The 13,974-nt window shown below is 63.5% G+C and carries 12 protein-coding genes; 4 read left to right on the plus strand and 8 right to left on the minus strand.

All coding sequences use genetic code 11. The annotated features are described in order from the left end of the window. Window positions 1–12: 12 nt before the first annotated feature. The 3 genes from APH44_RS04715 to APH44_RS04725 are packed head-to-tail and all read right to left on the minus strand — an operon-like array spanning window position 13 to window position 3,246. On the minus strand, window positions 13–1,548 hold the full coding sequence (locus tag APH44_RS04715) for a DHA2 family efflux MFS transporter permease subunit (protein ID WP_054891541.1): 1,536 nt from the start codon (window positions 1,546–1,548) through the stop codon (window positions 13–15). Continuing rightward, entirely contained in the window at window positions 1,545–2,741 is a 1,197-nt protein-coding gene (locus tag APH44_RS04720; protein WP_054891542.1) for an HlyD family efflux transporter periplasmic adaptor subunit, read from the minus strand. The genes APH44_RS04715 and APH44_RS04720 overlap by 4 nt, the downstream gene beginning before the upstream one ends. A gap of 16 nt (window positions 2,742–2,757) precedes the next feature. Further along, window positions 2,758–3,246, minus strand: a complete 489-nt coding sequence (locus APH44_RS04725; RefSeq protein ID WP_054891543.1) for a MarR family winged helix-turn-helix transcriptional regulator — start codon at window positions 3,244–3,246, stop codon at window positions 2,758–2,760. A gap of 227 nt (window positions 3,247–3,473) precedes the next feature. Here APH44_RS04725 and APH44_RS04730 point away from each other — a divergent pair, with 227 nt between their 5' ends. Next, window positions 3,474–4,472, plus strand: coding sequence for a FecR family protein (locus APH44_RS04730; protein WP_054891544.1), 999 nt, complete (start codon window positions 3,474–3,476; stop codon window positions 4,470–4,472). Between the two features lie 107 nt (window positions 4,473–4,579). On the opposite strand, the gene APH44_RS04735 is transcribed toward APH44_RS04730, so the two are convergent. Beyond that, entirely contained in the window at window positions 4,580–5,917 is a 1,338-nt protein-coding gene (locus tag APH44_RS04735; RefSeq protein WP_054891545.1) for an OprD family porin, read from the minus strand. Between the two features lie 225 nt (window positions 5,918–6,142). On the opposite strand from APH44_RS04735, the gene APH44_RS04740 reads away from it, so the two are divergent. Next, window positions 6,143–6,466: a DUF2790 domain-containing protein gene (locus tag APH44_RS04740; RefSeq protein ID WP_054891546.1), complete on the plus strand. Its 324-nt coding sequence runs from the start codon at window positions 6,143–6,145 to the stop codon at window positions 6,464–6,466. A 15-nt stretch (window positions 6,467–6,481) separates the two neighbouring features. Here APH44_RS04740 and APH44_RS04745 read toward each other — a convergent pair whose 3' ends face one another. Further along, on the minus strand, window positions 6,482–7,642 hold the full coding sequence (locus APH44_RS04745; protein ID WP_054891547.1) for a GGDEF domain-containing protein: 1,161 nt from the start codon (window positions 7,640–7,642) through the stop codon (window positions 6,482–6,484). An 81-nt stretch (window positions 7,643–7,723) separates the two neighbouring features. After that, window positions 7,724–8,608, minus strand: coding sequence for a LysR substrate-binding domain-containing protein (locus APH44_RS04750; protein WP_054891548.1), 885 nt, complete (start codon window positions 8,606–8,608; stop codon window positions 7,724–7,726). A gap of 103 nt (window positions 8,609–8,711) precedes the next feature. Between APH44_RS04750 and APH44_RS04755 the strand changes: the two genes are divergently transcribed. Beyond that, a complete protein-coding gene (locus APH44_RS04755; protein WP_054891549.1) occupies window positions 8,712–9,662 on the plus strand; it encodes a DMT family transporter in 951 nt (316 codons plus the stop codon). Window positions 9,663–9,755: 93 nt separating this feature from the next. On the opposite strand, the gene katG is transcribed toward APH44_RS04755, so the two are convergent. Next, entirely contained in the window at window positions 9,756–12,005 is a 2,250-nt protein-coding gene (gene katG, locus APH44_RS04760) for a catalase/peroxidase HPI (protein WP_054891550.1), read from the minus strand. Window positions 12,006–12,354: 349 nt separating this feature from the next. Between katG and APH44_RS04765 the strand changes: the two genes are divergently transcribed. Further along, window positions 12,355–12,984: a hypothetical protein gene (locus tag APH44_RS04765; protein ID WP_054891551.1), complete on the plus strand. Its 630-nt coding sequence runs from the start codon at window positions 12,355–12,357 to the stop codon at window positions 12,982–12,984. Window positions 12,985–12,987: 3 nt separating this feature from the next. Here the strand turns inward: APH44_RS04765 and APH44_RS04770 are convergent, their stop codons facing one another. Continuing rightward, the gene (locus APH44_RS04770) at window positions 12,988–13,866 is read right to left on the minus strand and encodes a DMT family transporter (RefSeq protein WP_054891552.1); all 879 of its coding nucleotides are present in this window, start codon (window positions 13,864–13,866) and stop codon (window positions 12,988–12,990) included. Window positions 13,867–13,974: the final 108 nt, after the last annotated feature.

Consider the following 13,974-nt stretch of genomic DNA (forward strand, 5'->3'; position numbering starts at 1 on the left):
CGCAAGTAAACCTCAGTGCCCCGCCGAAGCGGGTCCGGCTTTGGCCGTGAAGGGCGGACGAGCGAGCCACACCAGCAGGATCAAGGCGCCAAACACCCAGGTCAGCAAGGTGAAGTAGTCCACCGTCGACATCATGTAGGCCTGGCTGTTGAGGATCTGCTCAAGCTGCGCATAGCTCTGCGGACTCGCCCCGCCGAGTTGCTCGAGGGTGTGACGCGTTGCCGGGTCGTACTGACTGATGTGCTCGCTCAGGTAGGCGTGGTGCTGGTCGGCCCGGCGGATCCAGATCCAGGTGGTCAGCGAGGCGGCGAAACTGCCGCCGAGTGTACGCAGGAACGTGGCCAGCCCAGAGCCGTCGGCAATCTGATGCGGCGGCAGGTCCGAAAGCAGGATGGTCAGGGTCGGCATGAAGAACAGCGCTACCCCGATCCCCATGAACAATTGCACCAGGGCGATGTGCAGGAAGTCGACCTCGCTGGTGAAACCCGCACGCATGTAGCAGCTTGCGCCAATGGCCAGAAAGGCGATCCCTGCCAGCAGGCGCAGGTCGAAGCGATGCGCATACTTGCCAACGAAGGGCGACATGATCACCGGCAGCAGGCCGATCGGCGCTACCGCGAGCCCCGCCCAGGTCGCCGTGTAGCCCATCTGCGTCTGCAGCCACTGGGGCAGGATCAGGTTGATGCCGAAGAAGCCCGCATACCCGCCCACCAACACCAGGGTGCCGATGCGGAAATTGCGGTGCACGAACAGCCGCAGGTTCACCACCGGGTGCCGATCGGTGAGTTCCCAGATCACGAAGATGGCCAGGAAGACCGCGGAGATCAGGCTACCCACCACGATGAACGAGGACTCGAACCAATCCAGGTCGTTACCCTTGTCGAGCACCACCTGCAACGCGCCGACACCGACGATCAGCGTCAGCAGGCCGATGTAATCCATCGGCTGGCGACTGGTGGTCACCGGACGTGTGCGCATCTGCTGGCGTACAACGGCGGCAGCGAACAGACCGATCGGTACGTTGATGAAGAAAATCCACGGCCAGCTATAGCTGTCGGTGATCCAGCCGCCGAGGATTGGCCCGGCAATCGGGGCCACCACCGTCACCATTGCCAGCAACGCAAGGGCCATCCCCCGTTTGGCGGGAGGGTAGACCGCAATCAGCAAGGTCTGGGTCATCGGATACAAGGGGCCTGCGACCACGCCTTGGAGCACGCGAAAGCCCACGAGCTCGGGCATCGACTGGGCAATACCACAGAGAAACGACGCCAGCACGAACAGCAAGGTGGCCCAGATGAACAGTTTCACCTCGCCAAAGCGGCGGCTCAGCCACCCCGTCAGCGGCAGCGCAATGGCATTGCTTACCGCAAACGAGGTGATGACCCAGGTGCCCTGCTCGTAGCTCACCCCCAGATTGCCGGAAATGGTTGGCAACGCCACGTTGGCGATGGTGGTGTCGAGCACCTGCATGAAGGTCGCCAGCGACAACCCAATGGTGGTCAGCAGCAGGCTCGGCGGGGTGAACTGGGCGGATGCGCCGTTGCTCATCGCTGCGCCGTCTTGCCACTGGCGGCGCTGTTGTCATGGATCAGCTGGGCGATCAGACGATCGGCCTCGGCCAACTGACGGTCATACACCTGGGTGGTGTAGCTGGCCTGTTGCGGCGGCTGTTGGGCCAGCGCCGGGCCACTCTGGTCGTGCAGGTCGACCTCGACCACGGTGGACAGGCCGATGCGCAGCGGATGGTCCTTGAGCTGCTCGGGGTTCAGGTGCACCCGCACCGGCACACGCTGGACGATCTTGATCCAGTTGCCCGTGGCGTTCTGCGCGGGCAGCAGGGCGAAAGCACTGCCAGTGCCGGCGCCCAGGCTGTCGACCGTCCCGCTGTACTTGACTTCGCTACCGTACAGGTCGGCGGTGATCTCCACTGGCTGACCGATACGCATGTCACGCAGTTGGGTTTCCTTGAAGTTGGCGTCGATCCATACCTGGTCGAGCGGAATCACCGCCATGGTCGCGGTGCCCGGCTGCAGGCGTTGCCCCAATTGCACGGTGCGCTTGGCGACGTAGCCGGTCACCGGCGCCACCAACGTGGTGCGAGCGTTGTCCAGGTAAGCCTGACGCAGGTCGGAGGCGGCGGCCATCACGTCCGGGTGCGACGACACCACGGTGTCGTCGATCAGCGCAGTGCTGGTGTTGAGTTGCTGGCGGGCGTTGTCCAGGGCGCTCTGCGCGGCGGTCAGGTCGTCGCGTGAGTGCGACAGCTCTTCAGCGGCGATCGCCCCGCTGTCAGCCAGGACCTTGCGCCGGCCATAGTTCTCGCGGGCCTTCTTCAGTTCGGCCTGGCGCGTCTGCACCTGGGCCTTGAGTGCATCGACGTTACTGTACAAGCCGCGCACCTGGCGCACCGTGCGCGCCAGCTTGGCCTCGCTGGCCTGCAGCGCGACCTCGCTGTCACTGGGGTCAAAGCGCAACAGCACCTGTCCGGCTTGCACCAGGTCGCCATCGTCGGCGCCGATGCTGGTGACGGTACCCGTCACCAGTGGGGTGATCTCCACCACATTACCGTTGACGTAGGCATCGTCGGTGCTTTCGTGCCAGCGCCCGACCAAGCTGTACCAGGCCCAGCCGGCGGCGCCGGCCAATATCAATACCAGCAGCAGGGCCAGCAGCCAGGTCTTGCGCTTGCGCGTGGCGTCGGGCACTTCGGCGGGAGTGGGTGCATCCGAGGGTGTGGCCATGAGAAGTACCTTTGAATCAAGTCGGATCAGGGGTGCGATCGCCGAAACGGGCAATCGTCAACGGGTCGCTGGCGGCCAAGAGAATCTTTGCCAGCAGCGTCTCGAGGATTTTGAGCTCGTCGGGTTCGAGCGAACCGACCAGCTCGTTCATCGCCATTGCCCCGATCTCCGGCAGACGGTCAGCCAGACGTTGACCGTCGTCGGTCAGCGCCAGCCGCACCTGACGACGGCCGTCGGGGCAGCGGTTGCGCAGGATCAGGCCCTTCTGCTCGAGGCGATCGAGCATGCGCGTCATCGAACCGCTGTCCAGCCCCAGGCAGCGGCACAGTTCGGCCGGGGTATCTACCTGGTACTGGGTCACGATGATCAGCACCTTGAACTGCGCAGCGGTAACGCCATCAGCTTCCAGGTGCCAGTCGAGAATGCGGTCCTTCAATAACGAGGCGCGGCCGAGCAACATGCCAATGGCGCAGGTCTGGAAGTTTTCCGGGGTGAAATGGGCCATCGGCATCGCTCAGAAAAGATGTTAGAAAATATTACTGCCTAGGCAGTTAATGTCAAAGCTTTTATTAGCAGGCTATCTAAGTCGTTGGTCCCTCAGCCCTCTCGGTGCCCCCAATGCCGCTGCGCCGGAAAACCGACGAAAAAAATCGCAACTGATAGTCATTCGCCATTATCTTGGTTCTCGCAGGGCCCTTCTGGCAGGTAGAATGCGCAAAACCGGGAGCCGCAATGAACCAAGACCGCCTCACCCCCCTCGACGACGATGCCATCACCGATGCCGCTGCGCACTGGTGCATGCGCCTGCACGCCGAGGACTGCTCGGCCGCCGAGCGTGAGGCATTTGCCCAGTGGCTGGCCACCGACACCCGGCATGCCGAGGAATACCAGGCGATGCTGGAGATCTGGCATACCGCCGACATGCTGCCGCGTACTACCAACGTGACCGAACTGCCTGCGGCCAGGCCCCACCAGCGCAACTGGCGACCACTGGCCTCAGCCGCGGTGATCACCCTGCTCGCCTTGCCACTGGCCGGCTGGGTTGGCTGGGAGCAAGGCTGGTTGCCCAATCGCTACCAGCATTTCGACAGCGACCAGCAGGTGCGTACGGTGCAACTGCACGACGGCAGCCAGGTCGAGCTCAACTTGAACAGCGAGCTGCGCTACCTCAACTACAAGGACCGGCGCCAGGTCGAGCTGATCAAGGGCGAAGCCTTCTTCAAAGTCACCCACGACAGCGAGCACCCTTTCATCGTGCGCGCCGGTCACGGCCAGACGCGGGTCACCGGCACGCAGTTCAACGTGTGGAAGTACCAAGACCAGGTCAAGGTGACCCTGGTCGAAGGCTCAGTGCTGGTTTCCAGCAATGGTGGCGAAGGCGGCTACCGCCTCGGCCCCGGCATGCAGGCCAGCTACAGCATCGGTGACTTCGAACCGCAACTGGCCCAGAGCGACGACTATGCCAATAGCCTGGCCTGGCGCAGCGGTCGCCTGGTACTCGACAACCTCAGCCTTTCCCAGGCATTGCCGGTGATCAACCGCTACCTGGACAAACCCCTGTTGCTGGCCGACAGCACTGTCGGCAACATCCGCATCAGCGGCATCTACGACACCCGCGACGTCAACCGCCTGGTGAACAACCTGCCCAAGGTCCTGCCGATCTACCTGACCCGCAACGACAACGGCAGCACAGTCATCAACCGCATCTTGCCGTCCGCCGACAAGGGGTGATGTGCGCTGCCAAATGGCAGCCACAAAAAAGGCGCCTCATCGAGGCGCCAAGACATTCACCTGCAACCAAAGGAGCGCAAGGCTTCTGAAGGTGAATGGGCTCAAGCTCAAAGAATCGACAACGGATACTCGACGATCACCCGGACCTCATCCAGGTCGGACTCGAACGCCGTCGCCCGGGTGGTCGCCTGGCGTACGCGCAGCGAAAGGTCCTTGGCGCCGCCGGTCTGCACTACGTACTTGACCTCGATGTCGCGCTCCCAGCGCTTCTGGTCGGTCAGCGGATCGCCATTGCCATCGCGACGCATGTAGTAGGCGTTGGCGTTCGAGTAATCGGCGTCACTGCCGCGCCCGTAGCGGGTCATGAACGACAGCCCGGGGACGCCATACCCGGCCATGTTCAGGTCATAGCGCAGCATCCACGAGCGCTCCTTGGGCGAGTTGAAGTCGCTGTACTGGATGGAGTTGTCGAGAAAGATCGAGTCGGACTGACGCAGGTAGTCGAAATCGTCGTCGCCATTGTTGCGTTGGTGGGTCAAGGCGACGGTGTGGGCGCCGTAACGCACACCGAGCTTGGCGCTCCAGATGTCGTTGTCGAAGGTGCCCAGGCGTTTACGCCCTTCGTCCTTGGCGTTGTAGAAGTTGAAGCCACCGATCAACGCCAGCTCATCGCTCAATGGCCAGGTAACGCTGGTACCGGCGTAGTACTGGTTCCACACATCCTTCAGGCGACTGCCGAACAGACTGACGCTGACATGTTCGTTGATGGCATAGTCGCCGCCGCCATAGGCGATCCATGGCGAGTCCACAGGCCCGCCATAGAAGGTTGCGAAAGACTCGCGCATGTCGCTGGACATCGGCTGGCTCATCGCATGCAGGCGCCCGGCCTGCAAGTTCAGGCCCGCCAGGCTGGTGTTCTCGACGGTCACGCCGCGAAAGCTCTCCGGCAGCAGGCGTGAATCGCCCGCCGCGACCACCGGGTTGGCCGGAAACACATCGCCTACCCGCAGCACCGTGTCGAACACCCGCACCTTGGCCGCGCCGCCGAGCTTGCTGTATTCGTCACGCGCCTGGCCGTTGCGATCCACCGGCAGTACATCGAACGAGCTGCGTCCACCGTTGCGCCCACCTCCGGTGTCGAGCTTGAGCCCGAGCATGGCAAAGGCATCGACCCCTACCCCCACGGTGCCCTGGGTAAAGCCGGACTCGAAGCGGGTGATGACAGCATGCGCCCAGGCTTCGGAATAGCCATTGTCGGGCGCCTTGGCTCTGTTATAGGTCGGTGCCACCGCGTCGCGGTTGTCACGGTTGAAGTAGTAGTTGCGGTTCAGCACGCTCAGGCGGCTGCCCTCTATGAACCCATCCTTTGTAGCGTCCTCGGCCCACGCCGAAGGACCGGCCAGCGCCACCAGCGCGGCCAGGGAAAGTCCCGGACGATATCTCATGCAAATGCTCCTTCGATAACGGCTGTTGTTCTTGTCAGGCCGTTTCGCAGGTGCGTTCGCGGCCAGCATCGATGCTCGCCGCAGGTGGATAACGGGAAGGTGATCGGCACATTACAATGGCGTCATGCGTGCGCACCTTTCACAACTGTAAGGCTGTCGTCATGCCCTTGTTGGCTGCTGCTCGCTAGCGTGATCCGGAAACCACAGCCCTTCCGGAGACACCCCATGAAACGACTGAGCACAGCGATCGCCCTGCTCCTGCTGGCCTTCGGCGTCCAGGCCACCGGCCTTTCCGGTCAGCGCAGCGAGCAGTTGCTGCAGGCGCACCAGCAAGCCGTAGCCGCCTACGCCATCAAGCGCGACAAGCCCATGCCGGAGATCGTCGACTACCGCTATGGCATGCCACTGGATGTGGCGCGGCTGGTGCGCCAGTCGGGCGACCCGCGCACGTGCGAGGTGGTACCGCGCCTGATGACCTTCGAGGACACCCAGGGCACCCTGCGCACCGTGCGTTATTCGGTGCAGTCCGAATGCATCAACAACAAGTGAAAACCCGATGCCGGCTCAATCGCCCGTCAAGGTCAGGTCCACCAGGCGCATGCTGTCGCGTCCACTGCGCTTGGACTGGTACAGCGCGGCATCGCTCTGCTCGATCAGCGCCGTGAGGCTGGCCGGCGGCTGATCGAACAGGTTGGCACCGATGCTCAGGGTTACCGCCATCGGGGTGACGAAGGATTGTGCGGCGATGTCCTGAAAGCGCTCGCGAAGTATCGTGCCCAGCACCTCGACTTCGTCGCGGCGCGCATTGCCCAGCAGAATGACGAACTCATCACCCCCCAGTCGCGCTGCCAGGGCATTGGCCGGCAGCAGGCCACGAATGGTTTCGCTCAGCGCCACCAGCAGCCGGTCACCTGCGGTATGGCCGTAAAGGTCGTTGACCAGCTTGAAGTTGTCGATATCGATCAACAGCACGGCGCCAGGGCGCTCGTGGCTTGTCGCCCGCAGCAACACCGGCGCACGCACTTCCAGGGCGCGGCGGTTGAACAGCGCCGTGAGCGGATCACGCGCGGCCAGAAGCGCGATGCGCTCCTCACGCCGGTAGCGCTCGGTGCCGGTCATCGACAGGGCGATCAGCATGATCGCCATCGCCCCTTCGATCAGCGAAATCTGGATGATTTCACCGCGAAATGCCGCAAGGTCGATCAAGGTTCCCGGAATCACCACGGTCAGGGCCTTGATCACGTAGAACAGCCCGTGGATCAGCATCACGTAGCGCAGTTGCACCGCCCCCACACTCAGCGACACACCGTGCGGACGCAGCAGGAAACTGGCACGCAGCGACACCAGGGCCACCAGCAGCGAATTGACCACCAGCATGATCTTCGACCACGACGGCCCTTCCGGCAGTAGCAACAGGCTCACCCACAACAGCACGACCAGCAGCCAGCCCCGTGACAATCGCACCTCGGTGAAACGGGCAACGCCCAGCAGGAAGCAGAAATGCGCAAACACCAGCATCCCATTGGCGAACCAGATACCAATCAGCAGAAAACCGTTCATGCGCAGCAGCGCGAGGGTAGAACCAACGGTGATGGTGGCGAAACCGGCACTCCAGTAGAGCAACGACGACTCGCGCACACTGCGCCATTCGATCGCCAGGTATAGCGCAGCTGCTGCCGCAAGGGCGACGGTCAGGGCCAGGAGGGTTGGGGGGTCGAGCGTCATTGACCGGCGTGCCTGTCTTGGAGGGCAAAAGCGGTGATTGTAAGCGCTCCGGCCAGGATTGCAGAGTGCCACCTCATCGGATTACTGCCCGGAAAGGAAGGTGACCAGTTGCCTGGCGTGGGAACTGAGACCTTCCCAACTGCGAAAGCAGATGCGCAGCTCCAGGGTCGCCCAACGCTCCTCCAGTGCCAACCTGCGCACCGCTAACTCCTGCTCGGCGCGCACGGCCGCGATCTCCGGGACAATCGCCAGCCCGGCGCGCTGGGCGACCAGCTGGGCGATGGCCTCGAAGCTGGGCGCGCGTACGCGGATCTTCAGCGGCATGGCCAGGTTCATCGCCAACTCCTCGACAAAGCGCTGCATGGCACGCCCTGCCGGCAGGCACACGAAGGCATGATCCAGCGCATCGACCAGACGCAGTTGCTCACGCGTCGCCAGTTCATGATCGGCAGGCACCAGCAGCACCAGGCGCTCGGTGCGAAACGGCAGTGACACCAGGCCATCGTTGACCAGGTTGCCGTCGAACACGCCGATCTCGCACTCCCCAGCCAGCACCACCCGCAATACATCGACGCTCTTGTGCTCGACCAGCAGCAGGTCGACCTCGGGGTAGTCGGCCAGGAACGGCCCCAGTACCGCCGGCAGCAAGGTGCTGTTGGTGACCGTCGAGGCCGCCAGGTGCAGGTTGATTCGACGCTGGCCGGCCAGCTCATTGAGCGTGTCCTGCAGTTTCTGCGCCTCGCCCAGCACTCCACGGGCCGACTCCAGTACCAACCGCCCAGATGGGGTCAACTGCATACCGTCAGCCCTGCGGGTGAACAACATCAGACCGCTGCGCTCCTCGAACAGGCGCAAGCGTGTGCTTGCCGCCGACACCGCCACCGGAAAACTGGCCGCGGCCTTGCTCAGGCTGCCAGTCGCTGCGATGGCAGCCAGCAGACGCAAGTCCTGAAGATCGAAGTGCATGGGGTTTCTCCAAAAACGAACGCCATGTTCCAGAAAAAGCGATTCTAGCTTTCGAGCCTTCTATTCAGAATAAGCCTCTGACTTATTTTGTTGCGGATTCAGCATGAACAGCCTGCGTACCTCACTTGAGCGACACCTGCAAAGCGGCAGCCTCTATGCCGTCCTGGCCGCCCTGGGCTTCAGCTTCAAGGCGATCTTCGTCAAGCTCGCCTACGCCGCGGGGCCGGTGGATGCAGTGACCTTGCTAGCGTTGCGCATGGGCCTGTCGCTGCCGCTGTTCGCCTGGTTGGTGTGGGCCAGTCGTGGCTCGGCGAGTACTCCACTGACCCTGGGTGACGGGTTTCGCGTGGCTGTGCTCGGGCTGCTGGGCTACTACCTGTCGAGCCTGTTCGATTTCTACGGTTTGCAGTTCATCAGCGCGGGGCTGGAACGCCTGATTCTGTTCACCTACCCGACCCTGGTGCTGGTCTTCCAGGCCATCGCCCTGCGTGAGCGCCCTACCTCGCGCACCCTGGTGGCGATGGGGTTGTGCTACCTGGGGCTGGGGATCGCCTTCGTGCATGACCTGGGCACCGCTGGCGGTGGGCACGCAGTGCTGGTGGGGTCGCTGTGGGTGTTCGCCAGCGCCGTCACCTACGCGCTGTATTACTCCGGTACCGGAATGATGCTCAAGCGCATGGGCTCGATGCGCATGGCCGGGCTGTGTGGTTCGGCCTCGTCGCTGATGGTGCTGGCGCACTACCTGCTGGTGGCGGATGTCACCCAGTTGGCGCAATTGCCCGCTGCGGTGTGGGCCAACGCGGCGATGATGGCGCTGTTTTCCACGGTACTGCCGATCTACTGGGTGGCCCTGGCGATCCAGCGCCTAGGCCCGACACACACTGCGGCGGTCGGCAACCTGGGGCCGGTGCTGACCATGCTGGCGTCCTGGGCCATCCTCAGCGAGGCGATCTCGGGCTACCAAATTGCCGGGCTGGTCCTGGTGTTGCTGGGGGTATCGCGGCTCAAGCCGGCGAAGCCCAAGGTGGCCGAGGCGCAGAAGGCTGTCGCCTGAATCTTGATGATCTCGGCGTTGTTTCGCAGGTAGATCGGAGCGACGGTTCGGCGCTCCGATTTACCCGCGAAAAAGCGCCCTACAGTCCCGCTTCTACAAGTCGAATCGGTCGAGTTCCATCACCTTCACCCAGGCCGCCACGAAGTCCTTGACGAATTTCTCCTTGGCATCGCTGCTGCCGTACACCTCGCTCAACGCCCGCAACTGGGCGTGAGAACCAAACACCAGGTCGACCCGCGTGCCGGTCCATTTCACCTGCCCGGTCTTGCGGTCACGGCCTTCGAAGGTCTCGTTGTCAGCCGAGGTCGGCTTCCATTCCACGCTCATGTCCAGCAGGTTGCGGAAGAAATCGTTGCTCAAGGTGCCAGGCTTGTCGGTAAACACCCCATGCTGGCTGCCACCATGGTTGGCGCCCAACACTCGCAGGCCACCGACCAGCACGGTCAGTTCCGGCGCGGTGAGGGTCAGCAACTGGGCCTTGTCCAGCAGCAGCTTCTCGGCCTTGACGCTGTACCTGGCCTTGGTGAAGTTGCGCAGGCCGTCTGCCAGCGGCTCCAGCACGGCGAACGACTCGACATCCGTCTGCGCCTGGGAGGCATCGGTGCGACCCGGCCGGAACGGCACGCTGACAGTGTGCCCAGCGTCCTGGGCGGCCTTCTCGACCGCAGCGGAGCCCGCCAGCACGATCAGGTCGGCCAGCGAAATCTTCTTGCCGCCGCTGTTGAATTCGCTCTGGATTTTCTCCAGCACCTTGAGCACCTTGTCCAATTGCTGAGGCTGGTTGGCGACCCAGGAGCGCTGAGGTTCCAGGCGCAGACGCCCGCCGTTGGCGCCACCGCGCTTGTCCGAGCCTCGGAAGGTCGAAGCTGCCGCCCAGGCGGTGGACACCAGTTCGGCAACGCTCAGGCCCGAGGCCAGCACCTTGGCCTTGAGCGCCGTGATGTCCTGCTCGTCTACCAGCGGGTGATCGACCTTGGGGATCGGGTCCTGCCAGAGCAGTTCTTCCTGCGGGTTTTCCGGGCCCAGGTAACGGGCCAGCGGCCCCATGTCACGGTGGATCAGCTTGTACCAGGCACGGGCGAAGGCGTCGGCCAGTTGCTCGGGATGCTCCTTGAAACGCCGGGCGATCGGCTCGTAGATCGGGTCGAAGCGCAAGGCCAGGTCGGAGGTGAGCATCATCGGTGAATGGCGCTTGGCCGGATCGTGGGCATCGGGCACGCTGTTGGCCCCCTTGCCATCCTTGGGACGCCATTGATGGGCGCCCGCCGGACTCTTGGTCAGTTCCCACTCGAAGTTGAACAGGTTGTTCAGGTACTCGTTGCTCCAGCGGGTCGGGGTCGAGGTCCAGGTCACTTCCAGGCCGCTGGTGATGGTATCGCCACCCTTGCCAGTGCCAAACTTGTTGGCCCAACCCAGCCCTTGAAGCTCGAGCCCTGCGGCTTCAGGTTCGGCACCGACGTTGTCCGCAGGGCCTGCACCGTGGGTCTTGCCGAAGGCGTGGCCGCCGGCGATCAGGGCCACGGTTTCTTCGTCATTCATCGCCATGCGGCCGAAGGTCTCGCGAATGTCCTTGCCCGAAGCGACCGGGTCAGGATTGCCCTCCGGGCCTTCGGGGTTTACGTAGATCAAGCCCATCTGCACGGCTGCCAGCGGGTTTTCAAGGTTGCGCCCTGCCGGCTCGGTACGGCTTTGCTCCTCCGGATGCTTGGCAGGCTCTGCCACCAGATCACCTTTACCGGGCGGCTGGGCCTTGCCGTAGCGGGTGTCGCCCCCCAGCCAGACCTTCTCCGAGCCCCAGTACACATCTTCGTCCGGCTCCCAGACATCGGCGCGGCCTCCAGAGAAGCCGAAGGTCTTGAAGCCCATCGACTCCAACGCGACGTTGCCGGTGAGCACGATCAGGTCGGCCCAGGAAATCTTGTTGCCGTATTTCTGCTTGATCGGCCACAGCAGCCGCCGGGCCTTGTCCAGGCTGACGTTGTCGGGCCAACTGTTGAGCGGGGCGAAGCGCTGCTGGCCGGAGCCCGCGCCACCGCGGCCGTCCGCGATGCGGTAGGTGCCTGCGCTATGCCAGGCCATGCGGACGAACAGCGGGCCATAGTGGCCAAAATCCGCAGGCCACCAGTCCTGGGAGTCGGTCATCAACGCGGTGAGGTCTTTTTTCAGGGCTTGGAAGTCAAGGCTCTTGAACGCCTTGGCATAATCGAAAGCCGGGTCCATCGGATCGGACTGGCTGCCATGCTGGTGGAGAATCCTGAGGTTGAGCTGATCGGGCCACCAGTCACGGTTGGTGGTGCCGCCGCCTGCGGTTTGATGGAACGGGCATTTCGATTCGTTCGACATCTGCGGGTACCTTATGGGTCGGTTGTCCAGATTTCTGGTCTATGCCAGGTGTTCTGCAGCCCGAGCCGCAAGGCTCGTGCCTTCTCTTCATCAGGGGGTGGTCGGTCTGTTGCCGACGCGGGCCCGCGGCGCTGCACGCGCAAATCGCGAGGCCACGGGAAAGACTAGCCCAGCATGGGCAGAGGTCTAATAGAGCGACTATTGAAGGGCGATAGGCTGGGTCTTTCAGGCAGACGAGGCAGCCGCGCCCCATCGACATCGTCGATAGCGACCATGAATATCTTCAAGTTCCACCGCTGGGCCCGGAGGCGGAAGATGGCTTCATTGAACCTTCGATGAGGCATCGATCATGGCATCGATCAGCAAAGGCGGCATGCTCGCCGCGATTTTGGCCCTGCTGGCCGCTCTGGGTGGCTGTGCCGCCTCGGCCACCTCGCAGGTGGCGCAACCCTACGGTCACTTCTACTCGGCCACCGAGTTGTCCAGCGTGTCGCTGAAACCGGGCCAACACGTCGCCGTACTGTTGGGCCGCAATGCCGCTGCCACCCTGGACTACCTGCAGCGCCATCGCGAGGTCCCTCCTTCAGTGCCTGGCGCCTCGCGTGCCGTGCAAGTGGCCACGCTCAACGGTGGCAGCCAGGCCTATGGCTGGCTGGCCCAGTCGCTGGCGCAAACCTTCGCCGAGGTCACCTTCTACGACGATCTGGACACCCTGCTCGCCGACCGCCCCGACGTGATCGTGCTGCTCGATGCCCAGAGCCGCCTCGCCAGCGCCACCAGCCCGGACATCGAAACCCAGGTGGTCGCACGCTTCTACGACGACCAACTGACCTACATCGGCCGCGCCGAAGGCCAGGCCCGTGAAGCGCTGCCCAGCGACACGGCGAATGTCGCCCGCCAGTTGCAGGTCGAGCAAAGCGTGCAGGCCGACGCCCTGCGCAGCTTCGACGCTTCGCTCAAGGCCCTGGTCAAAGGCTGACGGTCACTTGCGCCGCTGCATCCAGGCGGCACCAAGGCCGCTCAGGCAGATGATGGCGATGCCCACGATACTGGTGGTATCGGGTACCTGGCCGAACACCACCAGGCCCAGCACACCCGCAAACACGATCTGGCAGTAGCTGAACGGCGCCAGCAGCGCCGGCGCTGCATGGCGGAAGGCCTTGGTCAGCAGCAGGTGGGCGGTCATGCCGCAACCGCCAAGGGCGAGCATCAGCAGTACGTGCTGCCATTGCGGTGTCTGCCAGAAGAACGGCACCAGCGCACTCATGATCAGGGTGTTGCACAGGCCTGCGTAGAAGTTGCTGGTGGTTGGGCTGTCATGGGCGGCCAGAATCCGGGTCAGCAGCTGGTAGAAGCAGAAACCCAGGGCCGAACCGAAGGGAAACAGGATCGCCGGGGTGAACATCGCCCCGCCCGGATGCACCACCACCAGTACCCCGATGAACCCCATCACTACCGCCAGCCACTGGCCGAGCGTGACCCGCTCCTTGAGCAGCGGAGCCGACAGCGCAGTGACCAGCACCGGGGCGAGAAAGTTGACCGACGTGGCCTCTGCCAGCGGCAGGTACTGCAGGCCCGCCGTGAACAGCAGGCTGGTGCTGAGCAGGCTCAAGGCACGCAAGGTCTGCAGCAACGGACGCCGGGTGCGCAGCACACGCAGCCCCGCCTGGGGCATGAAGATGCCGGCCATCAGCAGCGTATGCACCACATAGCGCGCCCAGACCACCATGATCACCGGGTAGATACCACCGAGGAACTTCGACAGCCCATCGTGGCTGGCGAACAGGAAAGTCGCGGCCACCACCAGGGCGATGCCGCGCAAGGGGTGGTTGACGCCGGACAGCGGGGTGCGGGTGGTCATGCGGATCTCTGGGTAAGACGAACCTTGCGAGTTTAGAAGAGATGGGGCGCCGGATGGCAAGTGTTTTTGCCCGCGTCAGGGCGAGTTTATCCGCGAAGCAGACACCGT

It is taken from the genome of Pseudomonas sp. NBRC 111143 (assembly GCF_001320965.1).
GTDB classification, from domain to species: domain Bacteria; phylum Pseudomonadota; class Gammaproteobacteria; order Pseudomonadales; family Pseudomonadaceae; genus Aquipseudomonas; species Aquipseudomonas machongensis.